The organism is Carboxydocella sp. JDF658, from assembly GCF_002049395.1.
Lineage (GTDB): Bacteria > Bacillota.
The window spans coordinates 7,977-23,725 of the sequence record NZ_BDLR01000090.1 but is presented as its reverse complement, the minus strand read 5'-3'; the positions used below and the strand labels follow the sequence as shown (position 1 = coordinate 23,725).

Genomic DNA, 15,749 nt, shown 5'->3' with positions numbered 1-15,749 from the left:
CCTGCCTGTCTAAACTGGCAGGAAAATTGTAACAGGAGGAGGGAGGCGTGGTTATGGAGAGGATAGACATCTTTCACGATATCGCCGAAAGAACCAATGGCGATATTTACCTGGGGGTGGTGGGTCCTGTCCGTACGGGTAAATCCACTTTTATTAAAAGATTCATGGAACTTATGGTCATCCCCAATATCAAAAATGTCTATGACAAGGAAAGGGCCCGGGATGAGTTGCCTCAATCGGGGGCTGGACGGACAATTATGACCACTGAACCCAAATTTATTCCTGATGAAGCAATCGAAATCAACATTGGCGGCAGTGTTAAGGTAAAAATGCGGGTTGTAGACTGTGTGGGCTACACGGTACCAGGAGCCCTGGGCTATGAGGAGGACGAAGGGCCCAGAATGGTGCATACTCCCTGGTCGGAAGAAGCGATTCCCTTTCAGGAAGCAGCTGAAATCGGTACTCGCAAAGTGATTACTGACCATTCCACCATCGGGATAGTGGTAACGACTGATGGCACTATCACTGATTTGCCGCGCTATGCCTACGAGGAGGCAGAGGAAAGGGTTATTGCTGAACTGAAAGAACTGGGAAAACCATTTGTCGTGCTATTAAATAGCACCAGGCCCCATGGGGCCGAGGCCCAGGATTTGGCCCGGGAACTTGCCAGTAAATTTGATGTTCCGGTTTTACCGGTAGATTGTGCAGAGCTGAATCAGGAGCAGATTATCAATATCCTGCAGGAGTTACTGTTTGAGTTCCCGGTTAATGAAGTAAATATTAATTTACCCCGCTGGATTGAGGAATTACCCCCCAATCACTGGTTAAGGGAAAAGTTTGAAAGCGCTGTTCGGGATGCAGTGCGTTATATAAAGCGCCTGCGAGACGTGGATCGGGCAGTGGAGGCACTGGGGGAACATGAATTTGTGGCTGGAGTAGCGCTGAGGGAAATGGATATGGGAACTGGTGCTGCTACAGTGGACATGGAAGCCCGGGAGGACTTGTTCCTGCAAGTGTTAAAGGAAGTAACTGGATTTGAAATTGAGGGAGAGCATGATATTTTACGTTTAATGCAGGATCTAGCAGTGGCAAAACGGGAATATGATAAAGTAGCGGAAGCTTTAGCAGAAGTAAGATCTACTGGTTATGGTGTGGTTACACCGCGTCTGGATGAAATGAATCTGCAGGAACCGGAATTGATCAGGCAGGGCAATCGATTTGGCGTCAAGCTGAAAGCCAGCGCTCCTTCCTTGCATATTATCAGAGCGGATATTGCCACTGAAATAACCCCCATTATAGGAACCGAAAAACAATGTGAGGATCTGGTACAATCCATGATGAAAGAATATGAAACTGACCCCAGAAAAATCTGGCAATCAGAAATCTTTGGCAAGACATTGCATGATCTAGTCAGGGAGGGAATACAAAATAAGGTGCAAAGGATGCCGGAAAGTGCCCGAGTCAAACTCCAGGAAACTTTGCAGAGGGTGGTCAATGATGGTAGTGGTGGCCTGATTTGTATTATTGTATAAAAACAGGGTCGGCTTGCTGGGCCGACCCTGTTTTTTCATACTTCCAGCTGAATCCGGTAATGTTCCAGCCAGTAGTTAATTTGAATCAAATAGGCAAACAGCTGAGGCAAATTCATTAACTGACCGAACCAGGGGTAACTAAAACGCCCCGGATCCTGTTCCAGTAAAAAGGAGAGATAATCCAGATCAACAATTTCTCTGAGTGGACTTGTTTTCCTGGCCAGGATCTGAGAGAGATCTGTTCTGACCAGTTGATAGTATCCGGGATTATGGGTTTTGGGGTAGGGACTTTTCTTTCTGTTTAAAATTGATTCAGGCAATAAATCTTTTAAAGCAAGACGGAGAATACCCTTGGCCTGACCGCCATAATTTTTGAGCTCCCAGGGTATATTCCAGGCATACTGCACCAGACGATGATCACAAAAGGGCACCCGCACTTCCAAACTGGCAGCCATTGTCATTCGGTCTTTGCGGTCCAGTAAAGTGGGCATAAAGCGGGTCAGGCTCAAGTAAGCTATCTCGCGCAAACGTGCAGCCTCAGGGCTTTCACCTGCCAGACGCGGAACTTCAGCCAGGGCCGCTTGATAGCGCTCATTTACATACTGGTAGGGTTTTAATTTGGGGAGCAGGCCAGGTTTTAGCAGTTTTGTTCTTAAATCCAGGTTCAATGACCAGGGAAATGTATTAGCCTGGATAGCATCGGGGCGATGAAACCAGGGGTAGCCACCGAAAACTTCATCAGCGCATTCGCCTGAGAGACCAACAGTGGCTCGCTTTTTAATCTCCTGGGAAAACAGCAGTAATGATGAATCAATATCTGCCATGCCGGGGTAGTCTCGTGCTGTTAATGCTGGTATAAGAGCATTATAGAGATCTTCTGAGTGCAGTAAAACCCGGTGGTGGCTGGTATTATAGTGTTCACTGGCAATTTTAATCCAGCGGTTATCATCATCGGGAACAAAGCTAGAAGGTTGAAAATACTGGTCATTACCACAATAATCAATTGAAAAAGTCTGCAATTCCTCCCCTTTCTGGGTGAGAGTACGGGCGGCAATGGCTGTGATAGCGGTAGAATCCAGGCCCCCGGATAAAAGCGTACATCTTGGTACATCAGAAATCAACTGTCTTTGTACTGCATCGATAAATAAAGAACGGACCCGTGCTGAAGTTTCCAGCAGATTGTCCTGATGGGGGAAGCTGGTTAGCTGCCAGTAAGGTTGAACTTCAAGACCTTGAGGGCTATAAACCAGATAATGTCCTGGTTTTAATTCATACATACCTTTGAAAACACCATAACCCGGGGTACGGGCAGGGCCGATCAGAAAAATCTCCGCCAGTCCTTCTGCTGTAAGCACTGGTTTTACTGCCGGGTGAGCAAGGATACTTTTGGGTTCCGAAGCGAATAGCAATCCAGATGCGAGGGGGTAGTAGAATAAAGGTTTTACCCCCAGATGATCCCGGGCCAGAAAAAGAGTTCGCGTGGTTTCATTCCAGACTGCAAAGGCAAAAATACCATTGAGTTTGTCAAGGCAGGCAGCACCCCAGTGAATAAAAGCCAGCAAAAGAACCTCGGTATCGGAATAGGAGAAAAAGCGATAACCAGCAGCAAGCAACTCTGAGCGAATTTCTTCAGTATTATACAATTCGCCATTATAGACCAGCACAAAGTGTTGACCTTTTTCCAGGCGTTGCATGGGCTGTTTGCCACCTGTCGGGTCGATTACCACCAGGCGTTTGTGTACCAGTGCTGCAGAATAAGAGAAATAATAGCCTTCTTCATCCGGACCACGGGCAGTCAGGGTATTACCCATACGCTGCAATATATTTGCTGATTGGGTTAAATCGGCCTCCCAGTCAATCCAGCCAGAGATTCCACACATGCGACTCCCTCCTTGTCCCTAAATAAAAAAGTCATCCGGTATCTTACCGAACGCCCCCATTGCCGCGGTATTAATAATCTATGCCAGTCGTAAAAAAAGTTTTCCTGTATAAAAAACGGAGAAATAAGCTGAAAAACAGTATAGAGTAAAGATATTTCTTTATAACCATCACTCAATTAGTTGGCATAATTTATATCTTTGTATATAATGTCTTTCATATAGGTTCATCATTCCGTGAGAGAAAGACAGAAAGGGAGGACGAGGAGAGTGGGTAGAGAGAAAAAGTTTTATCTAGTTCATGAGGACATTTTGCCGGAAGCGATTAGAAAAACTGCCCAGGCGAAAGCGATTCTGGCCCGGGGTGAGGCCAGTACTGTTCATGAAGCTGTAGAAAAGGTTGGCCTGAGCCGAAGTGCATTTTACAAGTATAAGGATGGGATTTTTCCATTCTATGAAGCCAGTCGCGGTAAAATTGTCACTCTGGCATTATTGCTGGAACACAAAGCCGGTATTTTGTCGAATGTGTTAAACACTATTGCCAGCGTAAGAGGGAACATTTTGACCATAAACCAGAATCTACCACTACAGGGAATGGCCAATGTAACCATTAGTCTTGAGACGGCGGAAATGATGCAGGATGTAGATGGCCTGGTGCGCACTATTGAAAACATTGCAGGTGTCCGCAGTGTAGAAGTGGTAGGACAGAACTAAGGGGAGGGGTTATTTTGCGAAAAAGAGCAGTAAAAATCGGAATAATTGGCTTTGGCACTGTCGGTCGTGGAGTCTACCGGATTTTAACAACCAACCAGGAAAAACTGATACAGCGGGTAGGAATTGGCCTGGAAATTGCCGGTATTGCCGTGCGTGATCTCAAGAAACCCAGACAAATATCGGCGCCTCAGGATTTATTTACAGCTGATCCCTGGCAGCTGGTAAATGATCCTGGGATTGATATTATTGTTGAAGTCATGGGTGGTACTGAGCTAGCCAGAGAGCTGGTATTACAGGCATTGCGAAACGGCAAAAGTGTAATAACTGCCAATAAGGATTTAATTGCTCAGCATGGTCAGGAACTTTTTGCTGAAGCCGATGCTGCCAGGGTTGATTTGTTGTTTGAAGCCAGTGTTGGTGGTGGTATACCCATTATTAGACCACTAAAACAGTGCCTGGCTGCCAATAATATCAGTCAAGTTATGGGAATTATCAATGGTACTACCAACTATATGTTGACCAAGATGACCCAGGAAGGTTCAGATTATGAAGAAGTATTACGAGAAGCCCAGGCGATGGGATATGCTGAGGCTGATCCCACTGCTGATGTAGGGGGATTTGATGCAGCCCGTAAATTGGCGATACTTGCTTCTATAGCCTTCCATACCAGAATTACCTTTGACCAGGTATATGTCGAGGGTATTACCCGGATTTCTGCCAAGGATATTACCTACGCGCGGGAAATGGGGTATGTGATAAAATTGCTGGGTGTAGCCAAAGAGCATGAAGGTCGGGTAGAAGTAAGGGTACATCCGGCCCTGGTTCCCCAGTACCATCCTTTAGCTGCGGTTAATGATGCCTTTAACGCTATTTTCGTTCGTGGTGATGCAGTAGGCGATACCATGTTCTATGGCCGGGGAGCGGGAGAGTTGCCTACGGCCAGTGCGGTAGTTGCGGATATTATGGATGCAGCCCGCAATATCAATCTGGGCAACCGCGGCAGGATCTCCTGCACCTGTTATGAACAAAAGGAAATTATTCCGATCCAGGAGATGGAAGGGAAATATTACATTCGGCTGCGTGTCCTGGATAAACCAGGGGTACTAGCGGCTATCGCCAGTGTATTTGGCCAGGAAGAAGTAAGCTTGCGTACAGTCATTCAAAAAGAAACCATCGGTGATAAGGCTGAGCTGGTACTGGTAACCCATTATACCAAAGAGGGGAATGTGCGACAGGCTTTGCGGACTATAGGTGCCATGACTACAGTAGAAGAGATTGCCAATGTTATCAGAGTGGAAGGAGAGGAAGTTTAGTGTTCACAATCCGCGTGCCGGCTACGACTGCTAATCTGGGACCGGGTTTTGATTGCATTGGCCTGGCTTTGAATTTATACAATGAAATCAGGGTTGAATTAAATGCGAAAAATGAATTTAGACTGGAAATTGAAGGCTGGGGCGCGGAAGAATTAAAGAAACCGGAAAATAATCTGTTTTTGCAAGCCTGTCAGGAAATCTTCGTAAGATGCGAGCAGAAAATGCCAGGCTTGAACGTCTTTTTCTTGAACAAGATACCTGGTGGGGCAGGACTGGGAAGCAGTGCAGCAGCGCTGGTGGCTGGTCTGGTAGCGGGGAATTTGCTGTTAGGTGAACCTTTTACCAGGCAGGATTTGCTGGAAATTGCAACGACACTGGAGGGGCATCCGGATAATGTGGCACCGGCGTTACTGGGTGGTTGCGTAGTCGCCGTTAAAACTGAAAATAGAGTGGAATGGCAGAGATGGGAAGTGCCTGCTGAGGAACTGGCAGCGATAGCAGTTGTCCCCAGATATTTGCTGGCGACTAAAGTGAGCAGACAGGTATTACCGCGGACGGTTTCATTTGCGGATGCGGTATTTAATGTCAATCGGGTGGCATTGCTGGTGGGCGCTTTTGCTCAAAAAGCCTGGGATAAACTGGCGGTGGCTATGACCGACCGGTTGCATCAGCCCTACCGCATGCCATTAATCCCGGGGCTGAATGAAGCCCTGGCCGCTGCTCAGGAAGCTGGAGCTTATGGTACAGCCTTGAGTGGGGCAGGGCCCACAATTCTGGCCCTGGTTGCGCCGGAACTCAAGCAGCAAGTGGCAGAAGCGGTGAAGGAAGCATTAAAAAAGAAGGGGATTAGTTCAGATGCTTATTTGTTAAGTCCTGCAAACAGAGGGGTATGGATTGAAACTTAGAAATTTAGATAGGAGAGGTGTTCGGGGTGGCGTTGGTCGTCCAGAAATTTGGCGGAAGTTCTGTAGCGAATGCAGAAAGAATTAAAAGAGTAGGCCGCCGGGCCGTGGAATGTTTCCGGGAAGGTAATCAGGTGGTTGTAGTTGTATCGGCGATGGGAGATACAACCGATGAATTATTGAACCTGATGAAACAAATTACCCTGGACCCAGATCCCAGGGAACAGGATATGCTGCTGAGCACCGGGGAACAAATCAGCATTGCCCTGCTGGCCATGGCAATACAGGCGGAGGGGGTAGCAGCTATCTCTTTAACTGGTCCCCAGGCAGGGATTAGAACTGATAATGTTTTTAATAAAGCCAGAATTAAAAAGGTTTTGACCCAGAGAATTCGGGAAGAACTGGCTAATAACAAAATTGTAGTGGTTGCTGGTTTTCAAGGGTTAAATGAGGATGGCGAGATAACCACTCTTGGCCGGGGTGGTTCAGATACGACCGCGGTGGCTCTAGCGGCTGCTTTAAAAGCAGATGTCTGCGAAATTTTTACTGATGTTGACGGGGTTTATACTGCTGACCCCAGAGTTGTACCCCAGGCCAAAAAGCTGGCGGATATTTCCTACGATGAAATGCTGGAACTGGCCAGTTTGGGGGCGGTAGTATTGCAGCCTCGGGCAGTGGAGTTTGCTAAAAACTATGATGTGCCAATTCATGTCCGTTCCAGCTTTAATCATGAGCCCGGGACAATAGTCAGGAGGGAGAGTACCATGGAAAAGGAAAGGGTTGTAAGCGGTATAGCCCATGATTTAAATGTAGCCAAAATAGCTATTTTTGATGTGCCAGACCGGCCGGGGGTTGCCAGAACTCTATTTCAGTTACTGGCAGAACAAAATGTCAATGTAGATATGATCATCCAGAGTGCGACCAGGAATGACACCAATGACATTTCCTTTACCTGTGCCCATGATGACTTGTCCCGGGCCCTGGCTGCAGTGGAGCAGGCCTGTTCCTTGCTAGGCGCTAAAGGCTACACTTACGATGAAGATGTAGCAAAAGTATCCATAGTCGGAGCAGGAATGGTTTCCAATCCCGGGGTGGCAGCCAAAATGTTTGAAGCACTGGCTGAGGAAGGCATTAATATAGAAATGATTGCCACTTCTGAGATAAAAATTTCCTGCATTATTAGAGCCAGTGATGTCAAACTGGCGGTACTGGCCTTGCATAACAAATTTCAACTGGAAAAGCCTTGATTCTGCGGAATCAGGGCTATTTTTTTTGCCTCTGGCATAAACATGAGAAAAGGGACAGGTATGAGGGTAAAGGGAGGGACAGCCAGTGCTGGAAAAGGAATTGTCAGCAATCGGGAGCGATTATGATCTGGAAATAGTCGATTGGGAAAAGAGAGAAGCAGGTTATAAGTTGCTGACAGATAAGGGTAAAAAATATTTACTGGTTAACCAGTATGACTTGCTCAAAATATTGGAGTCCACCGGTACCTTAAGGCCGAACTGGCTCATTAAGCCCTGGCAGGATCGTTTTGGCAGTTTTTGGGGAAAAAGTGAGAGTGGGGATATATTTTTTTTAACCGACTGGCAAGAAATTGTTCCGGCTGACTGGCAAAAAGCAGAGCAGCGCAGAAAAATGACGAAGACTCTGGCTGAGTGGCATGAAAAAGTTATGCATGCTGCCGAGGGGACTTGTCAGGAAAAGTTAAAAATACCTCAGCCCTGGTGGGAGAAAGCTAAAGGAGTTACAGCTCTGGCTGAAAAGGTAGCCAGGGCTGCAGAAATTGCTAACAGGCAGGAAATTAAAAATTACTGGCAAAAACTGCTGGCCCAAAATTGTCCTGGAATAGATGATTATCGTCAAATTTCCTGGAGTATTGGCGACAGAGGAGCTATATTTAACAACTATGCCGGGATATGTTGCTGTATCCCGCCACTGGAGATTGCCCGCTGGCTGGAATTGAATGGCTGGATGTGGCAGTGGCAGGATGAAGTGCTGCTGGAGATCTGGTCTGACTACATAGAATGCAGAAATATACGAGATGAAGAGATTTCATTGTTGCAGGCAGCATTGATTATTCCAAGGAAAATAGCTCTGGGTTTTGCTCGCTATGAATCGCTGGCTCATTTTGAGGAAAAAAGAGAAATATTTATTGAAAAATTGGTTAATGGACTTTGGGGGTGATCGGATGTACTGGGAGGAAAAGGATGAAGAACTGATTGTTCATGAAGTCTTACATGAATACAATTTGCGTCAGCTTAAGAAAATTAAAAAATCCGAAACAGGGTATAAGATAATGACCGAAAAAGGACCAAAACATTTAAAAAAATATAGCGGGGAACTGGCGGGAATTAAGTTTGTGCGCAGGGCCACTGAACATCTGGCTAAACAGGGCTTTAGGCGAATAAATCGTTTTATTTTGACTAAATATGGAGAGCCCTATGTCCAGTGGGGAAAAGACTACTGGTATCTAACCGATTGGCGTGATGGCAGAGAGTGTGATTTTGACAAGCTACCTCAGCTGGATCTGGCAGTAAAAACCCTGGCCCAGTTTCACCAGGCAGCGCGTGGCTTAACTTGTACTGAAGATGAAGGCATTTTCTGGGGAGAATTTAAAGACCAGCTAGTTCAACGGGGGAAAAGACTTCAGGACTGGGGAGCAGTCCGTAATAGCGGGGAATTTCTCGGGGACTTGCAAGTTTGTTCTCAATTGTGGGAACAGATTAATCTGGAAAGTCTGAGGGATAATGCGCAAAAAGAGGGAGTTTTCGCCCATGGTGCTTATGGGGAAAGTGCCCTTTTACGCGTCAAGGAAACAGGCATGTTTATTGTCAAAGAGGAGCCCATCAAAAGAGAATTGCAGGTTTTTGATTTAGCACGATTGTTAAGCCGTTATTTACCCAAATATAAATGGGATCTGTATGTTGGAAAATTGTTACTGGATATTTATGATGCCTATCGTCCCTTACAAGGAGAGGAATGGAAAGTACTGGTATCATATCTGGCTTTTCCCATGCGTAAGTACCGGCTTTTCCGGAAATATCAGACCGAAGTAGTGCTGGATGAAAGCAATTTTATGCTTAAGTTACAGGAAGAAGCTGAACTGGACCGGCTCAAGCGGGAGTTTTTACAGCAAATTATCAGGGAAAGGGAAATCGGTTTAGTTCTATCCTGAGTACCTGGGCTTTTGTCACTCCTGGCCCGAGGAAGGCATATAATGGAATACCTCGGCTAAGGAGGAGGAGAGAAATGGATACTTATGCTGTGATAATGGCTGGCGGGACGGGTACAAGGTTTTGGCCCAAAAGCCGTTCGCGATTTCCTAAACAATTTTTGCCCCTGTTCGGCAATAACAGTCTATTGCAAACTACCTTTAATCGCGTCAACCGAATTCTTAATCGCAATCAGATTCTGGTAGTTACCAACAAACACTATGTACAAACAGTAATCAATCAATTGCCCCAGTGCCTGTTCAGCAATTTGCTGGTGGAACCAGTTCGGCGGGATACAGCATCCTGTATAGGCCTGGCGGTAAGTTATATTTACCGGGTGAATCCTGAGGCAGTAATGGTGGTGCTGCCATCTGATCACTTTGTAGCGGATGAGGAAAAGTTTCTTCAAACTGTCCAGGAAGGTATAGAGTGGGCTAGAAAAGGCGACTGGATAATCACTATCGGCATAAAACCCAGTGAACCGAAAACTGCTTATGGCTATATAGAACTGGGGCTGGAACAGAGAGAGGGGGTCTGGCAGGTAAAGAGTTTTCGGGAAAAACCGGACTTAGATACTGCCATTAAATATCTGGAACAGGGAAATTTTTTCTGGAATGCTGGAATATTTATTTTTCGAGCAGAGGTTATGTGGCGGTCCCTGGAACGCTACCTGCCTCAGGTACATCAAGCTCTCAATCAGGTAATTCCATATTGGGGTACTCCTCAGCAGACAGAGATTATTAAAAAAGTTTATCGACCTCTGCCTAAAGTATCAATTGATTACGGGGTGATGGAAAAAACTGATAACTTGCTGGTTTTAACCGCTGATTTTGGCTGGGATGACCTGGGGAGCTGGAGTGTTCTAGGCCGTGTTTTACCCGTTAGTGATGAAGGAAATGTGGTAATGGGGCAACACCTGGGTCTTGATACCAGTAACTGTATTCTAGTTACAGAAAACCAGCTGCTGGCCACTATCGGTATCAAAGACCTGATCGTGATTGCAACAAATGATGTGATTTTAATATGCCCCAAAGATAAAGACCAGGAAGTAAAAGAAATGGTAAAACTGGTTAGAAATTCGGAATACAGGCGTTATTTTTGAGGTGGTCATTATGTACTGGTCTGTAATCTTCTGGGGAAGAAAATCAGAGAAACTCCAGCTAATTTTTTACCAGGACGGCTGGCAGGCGGAATGGCCCTCTACCTGGTCTGTTCAGGAACTAAAAATTAATACTGAAAGGGTTAAACCACTGGCCTCTAATTATGCAGCAGGTACGGCATCTCTTCAGCCCTTTTCAACTTTTCAAATCAGTTTGATTTTAAAGGATGGTACTAAGAAATTCAATTTCTTTGGCAATTCTTATTATATCCCAGTATTACCAGCCCAGCCGGTCAAAATCCCGGCGGTGCATCAGAGGTGGTGGCTGTTAAATGGGGGGATTGCCAGTGATTCCTGAGTATGTAATTCAAGCCTATGGCTTCAAAGTTACCAGAGTAGAAAAAATACGGCGAATCTGGCGCTGTCATACCGAGCGTCATGGTATCTGGGGCATAAAATGGGTTGAATATCCACCAGAAGAGTTTAGCTTTATCTGGCAGGTCAGTGAACACTTGAGGAAAAAAGGATTTGAATATTTCCCCCCTATTCAGCAGACCATCGAGGGAAAGGGCTGGGTACCTGACCACCAGCGTGGGATTTGGTTTGCAGTTCCCTGGTTAAATGGTAAAAAAGCAAGTTATGAAAAATGGGAACATATTAAGGCCGCTGTCGATCTCTTGGTTGCATTGCGTTTGGCAGGACAGGGTTTTTACCCTCATAATCCTTATCCTGGCCGGATTCACTTGGGACGCTGGCCAGCTTATTTTAAAAATCGATTACATGATTTAAGGAACTTTCAGCAACAGTTACAAAAAAAAGACAGACTTAGTGAGTTTGACCGGTTGTATAAGCATTATCTGGCATATTATATCGCTCAGGGGGAAGAGGCCATTTCCCGCCTGGAAGAAACGGACTACTATCTTTATTGTCAGAAGGAAAAAACAAAAGGAACTTTTTGCCATCATGATTTTGCTCATCATAATTTGCTCTTGTACCAGGGAAAAGCTCATATTATAGATTTTGACTATTGCCTGTATGATCTTCACTTACATGATTTTGGGAGTTTGGTTATCAGAGTAATGAAGAAAAATCACTGGAAAATCAGATCGGCTGAAAAAATTCTCAACTATTATGCTGAACTAAATGGCCTTACAGAAGCAGAACAAAAAATTCTGGTGGCTTTCTGGCAATATCCGCAGGATTTCTGGCAGCTAGGGTTTTCTTACTATATTGAGCAACTGCCCAGGACGGAAAGAGAATTTATTAAAAGAATAAAAACGGTTTTGAAACAGGAAAAAGAGCGGCTTAACTTCCTGAAGGAAATGAAAAAAGCTGCACAAATTTGAGGAGGGTTGATATGGAGAAGGTAGTTTGTCAGGGGATTTATCAATTATCGGATGATGCTACTCCATTAGAACGGATTACGGCCATGGCGGTAAAACCGGAGATAAAAGAGATTTTCCGGGATGAAGACAAATGGACAGTAGCCGGGATTGTCGAGGTTGTAATAGAAGGGGAATGCCCACGGGAAAAAAATGATGAAATCGATGATACTGATGGCCTCATGTTTGACAAGGAGACAGAGGTAAAACCTTTTACTGTCAGTATACAAACAGCAGGCTCATGGCAAGTTCAGTTTGATTTGCCTGAAAATGAAAAAGAGCCGGATGTGGAAATGGAGTTAAAAAGCCATGAAGCCTGGTTGGCAGCTGAAGGAATCGAGTGGTCGGTTGAACTGGCACTGGAATTAAAATGGCCGGAAGAACAGATTGCAGCCGAGGAATCCATAGAGACAGGGGTTGAGGAATTAACCGAAATGGCTCCCTGGCTAAAGGATTGGGTTGAAGTAAAACCGGTATGCAGTGAGCAAATAGGAACAGGGACGATTCCTATCTGGGAAGTTAAAGAAGAAGTTAAAGAAAACAAAGAGATAAGTGTCAACAAGATTTATACTCCTAATAAGCAGGCACCTAAACCCATTGCAATGGCAAAAGGGAGAGCAAAAGTGACTATGTATTTTGTGAAAGAAGGAGACAGCTGGGAAACCATTGCCCGCCATTACGGAGTAGGGGAGGAAATTCTGAAACAGCGCAACCCTGGTTGTCAGCTCTTGGCCGGGTCAGTTCTCTGGGTGCCGAGGGGATAGATAAACATGCAACAGTTTTTGCTCTATCACGAGGAAAATCAACAATGGGGTATGGCCTTGTGGTCGGAAATGGAAAACCAGTCCTGGTATCAAATACAGTTATGGAGTCATCCTGCCCAGCAGGGAAACAACAAAAATAGCTACTGGGCCTGGGTGATCACAGATGAGGATAAGATAATCAGGCTAGAGCGCATGCAGGAGTGGGGCTGGAGTGGTTATTTTATTATCGGCAACCTTAATCTTGACCGGCCAGCCAGGATTAAGCAAATTATTATCAGTCAGGAGGACAGGAGCAGTAAACCAAAACGACCAGGAAAAATCATTGCCTATAGCCGGAAAATGCCCAGTCCGCCGGTCTGGCTACCTTTGCCTGATCCTGCGGCTCATCCCCGGCAAATAATTGGGGTAATCTGGGATGAACGGGGGGAAGTCAAATACCTGGCTCATGGTATCTGGGGCAAAAGAGAACAGCCCCCGTTAAGCCAAACGGGGGCATTTTCACCTTATCGTACCTTTGAACCTGCTCTGGGGGAAGCTGGTAAAAATGGCTGGGGCTACTGGTTGATGTATTGGAATCCTAAGACTAACCAGATAGTTTTTCTTAATCGTTAAGCCAATCCTGAGCTGCTGAAAGCAGATAATCGACTTCGGCAGGGTTTTCCCCTTCACAATAGAGGCGTAAAACTGGTTCAGTACCTGAGAAGCGAAAAAGCAGCCAGGCGCCGCTGGAAAAATGGACCTTAATGCCATCCATTTTTTCCTGGCGCTTAATTTTTTCCCCGATTTTAGCGGGGATAGTATTGAGTTTATGATGCCAGCATTCCAGTTGTTCGGGACTGCAAACCAGATCAAGCCGCTGGTAGTGCCAGGGGCCAAGCTTTTGCTTTAACTGGTTTAGCAGATTAGGTAAGCTTTCCCTGCTGATTAGTTGCAATTCCAGCAGGTTGAGACCGGAAAAAATTCCATCCCGTTCAGGTAAGAAATCGGGAAAACCAAAGCCGCCGCTTTCTTCGCCACCAATCACCACTTTTTCCTCTTGAATCAATAGAGGTGCAATGTGTTTAAAACCAATAGGTGTTACTATTAATTCCAGGTTATATAGCCGGGCCAGCAGGTCTACTTTGGCAGTAGTAGAAAAAGTTTTAATCACTTTGCCGCACTTTTGTTTATTTTCTACCAGATGATAGAGAAGCAGCAGAAAAATATCCTGAGCGGTTATTATTTCTCCGCTTTCGATGACAACACCGAGACGATCGCCATCTCCATCAAGAGCAAGGCCCACAGTTTGTTGCTGTAGCACAGCTTTTTGTAAGTCACGTAAGTTGGCGGCAATGGGTTCAGGATTCAAGCCACCGAAAGCAGGATTAATTTCAGCATGAATTTCTTTTACCTGCCAGCCATAATTTGCCAGCAAACGGGGAAAATAGCCCTGGCCGGAACCATAAAGACAGTCCACAATCACTTTTTGTCCGGGCTGATTCATAAAAACTGCTCCGACCCTGTTGTGTATAGCCTGCAGATATACTTCATCAAAATCCTTTATTTGCCAGCAACCTTTGGCGAAAGGTTTGGTTTCCTTTCCGATCAATGTTTCAATCCAGGCTGTGTCGCTAGCTGGAGCTGAGGAGCCATACTCATTCTTGATTTTTATTCCCAGCCACTGGGGTGGATTATGGCTGGCGGTAAGCATAATCCCTCCTGCCGCCTGTAGATGGCGGATAGCATGGGAAAGGACAGGAGTAGTTATGGGCTTATTTGCTAATAAAACCCGATGGCCAAGCCAGGAGAGCTGTTCTGCACAATAGTGTGCAAAACGCTGGGCCTGGAAGCGGGTATCATAACCGATTAGCAAGAGCACACCTTGCCGGTATTTTTGAAAAAAAAAGTTTCCGACAGCAATAATGGCCTGGTGCACATTGGCAAGGATAAAATCTATTCCGATTTCACCGCGCCAACCATCTGTACCAAAGCGGATGGACATAACATCGCCTCCCCCTGCTGGTTACTATAAATTTATTCGCCAGAATTTCACCTTAACACCGCTGTTGTCATATATTACAACACCAGCATGTTGAGAGGAGGAAGGCCTATGTGTCGCCAGGGTATGGCTGACGAATATAAATGCATGCCGATGATGCCGATGATGCCTATGATGCATCATCCAATGATGTACCATCCCATGATGTCCCATGCAATGATGCATCCGATGATGCACGGTCATTCGATGTGCCCAATGATGTGTATGATGCAGATGATGTATATGTATATGATGATGCAGATGATGACCATGCATCATTGTCCACCCCACTATGGCATGAAAAAACATAAACATCATAGCAGTTAACGGGCTGCCAGGGCAGCCCGTTATCCTCTCTAAATTTGTCTAAAACCAGGAGGTAGGTGACAGCCGTGAAGATCGGAATCGATGCCCGTGCGGCCATCTGGTACCGGGGAACGGGAATTGGTACTTATACTTACCAGCTCTTGCGCTCTCTATATTTAATAAATCGGCAGGAATTCAACTGGCGTTTTTTCTGGCCCGGGGACGAATATCGGGACCTGGACATAGCCAGTGATTCCATTTTTAACTCCATTGAAAAAAACAAGGATAAATTCTGGGAAGAAGTGCATATTCCGGCACGTATTACCGATGAAAAAATAGATTTATATCATGTGCCGCAGAATGGAATTGGATTGCCCAAAGGCAATAGTTGTCCCATGGTGGTAACCATCCATGACCTGATACCATACATTTATCCGGAAACGGTTGGCAAAGGCTATCTAAAAGTATTTTTGCAGGAAATGCCTGGGATTGTAGCCAGAGCTGCCCACATAATTACTGTTTCTGAGTGTTCAAAACAGGATTTGCTCAGGATCTTGAAAGTTCCTGCTGAAAAAATAACAGTTACCTACGAGGCACCGGAGCCAATCTATCGGCCTGTACCGCAAAA

16 protein-coding genes are annotated in these 15,749 nt (G+C 45.6%); 14 read left to right on the top strand and 2 right to left on the bottom strand.

What is annotated here, in order from left to right; translation table 11 throughout:
* Positions 1 to 53: 53 nt before the first annotated feature.
* Entirely contained in the window at positions 54 to 1,532 is a 1,479-nt protein-coding gene (gene spoIVA, locus JDF658_RS11390; protein ID WP_078666225.1) for a stage IV sporulation protein A, read from the top strand.
* Between the two features lie 35 nt (positions 1,533 to 1,567).
* Here spoIVA and asnB read toward each other — a convergent pair whose 3' ends face one another.
* Complete coding sequence (gene asnB, locus JDF658_RS11385) at positions 1,568 to 3,412, bottom strand: asparagine synthase (glutamine-hydrolyzing) (RefSeq protein WP_078666209.1); 1,845 nt, start codon at positions 3,410 to 3,412, stop codon at positions 1,568 to 1,570.
* A 267-nt stretch (positions 3,413 to 3,679) separates the two neighbouring features.
* Between asnB and JDF658_RS11380 the strand changes: the two genes are divergently transcribed.
* The 11 genes from JDF658_RS11380 (at position 3,680) to JDF658_RS11330 (ending at position 13,410) form a co-directional block, all read left to right on the top strand.
* A complete protein-coding gene (locus JDF658_RS11380) occupies positions 3,680 to 4,123 on the top strand; it encodes an ACT domain-containing protein (protein ID WP_078666210.1) in 444 nt (147 codons plus the stop codon).
* 14 nt (positions 4,124 to 4,137) lie between these two features.
* The gene (locus tag JDF658_RS11375; protein WP_079907726.1) at positions 4,138 to 5,436 is read left to right on the top strand and encodes a homoserine dehydrogenase; all 1,299 of its coding nucleotides are present in this window, start codon (positions 4,138 to 4,140) and stop codon (positions 5,434 to 5,436) included.
* Positions 5,436 to 6,341 carry a homoserine kinase gene (thrB, locus tag JDF658_RS11370; protein ID WP_079907724.1) on the top strand — a complete coding sequence of 302 codons (906 nt, stop codon included), beginning with the start codon at positions 5,436 to 5,438 and terminating at the stop codon, positions 6,339 to 6,341. The genes JDF658_RS11375 and thrB overlap by 1 nt, the downstream gene beginning before the upstream one ends.
* Positions 6,342 to 6,367: 26 nt before the next feature.
* Entirely contained in the window at positions 6,368 to 7,585 is a 1,218-nt protein-coding gene (locus JDF658_RS11365) for an aspartate kinase (RefSeq protein ID WP_079907723.1), read from the top strand.
* 85 nt (positions 7,586 to 7,670) lie between these two features.
* Positions 7,671 to 8,525: a hypothetical protein gene (locus JDF658_RS11360; RefSeq protein ID WP_079907721.1), complete on the top strand. Its 855-nt coding sequence runs from the start codon at positions 7,671 to 7,673 to the stop codon at positions 8,523 to 8,525.
* Between the two features lie 4 nt (positions 8,526 to 8,529).
* Positions 8,530 to 9,516: a hypothetical protein gene (locus JDF658_RS11355; RefSeq protein WP_079907720.1), complete on the top strand. Its 987-nt coding sequence runs from the start codon at positions 8,530 to 8,532 to the stop codon at positions 9,514 to 9,516.
* 74 nt (positions 9,517 to 9,590) lie between these two features.
* A complete protein-coding gene (locus JDF658_RS11350) occupies positions 9,591 to 10,655 on the top strand; it encodes a mannose-1-phosphate guanylyltransferase (protein ID WP_079907718.1) in 1,065 nt (354 codons plus the stop codon).
* A 10-nt stretch (positions 10,656 to 10,665) separates the two neighbouring features.
* A complete protein-coding gene (locus JDF658_RS11345; RefSeq protein WP_079907717.1) occupies positions 10,666 to 11,010 on the top strand; it encodes a hypothetical protein in 345 nt (114 codons plus the stop codon).
* The gene (locus JDF658_RS11340) at positions 10,985 to 11,998 is read left to right on the top strand and encodes a CotS family spore coat protein (protein WP_079907715.1); all 1,014 of its coding nucleotides are present in this window, start codon (positions 10,985 to 10,987) and stop codon (positions 11,996 to 11,998) included. The genes JDF658_RS11345 and JDF658_RS11340 overlap by 26 nt, the downstream gene beginning before the upstream one ends.
* Positions 11,999 to 12,009: 11 nt before the next feature.
* Entirely contained in the window at positions 12,010 to 12,798 is a 789-nt protein-coding gene (locus tag JDF658_RS11335) for a LysM peptidoglycan-binding domain-containing protein (protein WP_079907714.1), read from the top strand.
* A 6-nt stretch (positions 12,799 to 12,804) separates the two neighbouring features.
* Positions 12,805 to 13,410 carry a hypothetical protein gene (locus JDF658_RS11330; protein ID WP_079907713.1) on the top strand — a complete coding sequence of 202 codons (606 nt, stop codon included), beginning with the start codon at positions 12,805 to 12,807 and terminating at the stop codon, positions 13,408 to 13,410.
* Here JDF658_RS11330 and JDF658_RS11325 read toward each other — a convergent pair.
* Positions 13,400 to 14,779: a hypothetical protein gene (locus JDF658_RS11325; protein WP_079907711.1), complete on the bottom strand. Its 1,380-nt coding sequence runs from the start codon at positions 14,777 to 14,779 to the stop codon at positions 13,400 to 13,402. The two genes, JDF658_RS11330 and JDF658_RS11325, sit on opposite strands and share 11 nt — an antisense overlap.
* A gap of 108 nt (positions 14,780 to 14,887) precedes the next feature.
* Here JDF658_RS11325 and JDF658_RS11320 point away from each other — a divergent pair, with 108 nt between their 5' ends.
* Both JDF658_RS11320 and JDF658_RS14865 read left to right on the top strand, forming a co-directional pair.
* Positions 14,888 to 15,142 (top strand): hypothetical protein, encoded by a 255-nt coding sequence (locus JDF658_RS11320; RefSeq protein ID WP_078666222.1) that lies wholly within the window; start codon positions 14,888 to 14,890, stop codon positions 15,140 to 15,142.
* Positions 15,143 to 15,207: 65 nt separating this feature from the next.
* Positions 15,208 to 15,749 (top strand): glycosyltransferase (locus JDF658_RS14865; protein ID WP_242946663.1); only part of this gene is annotated, 542 nt, incomplete at its 3' end.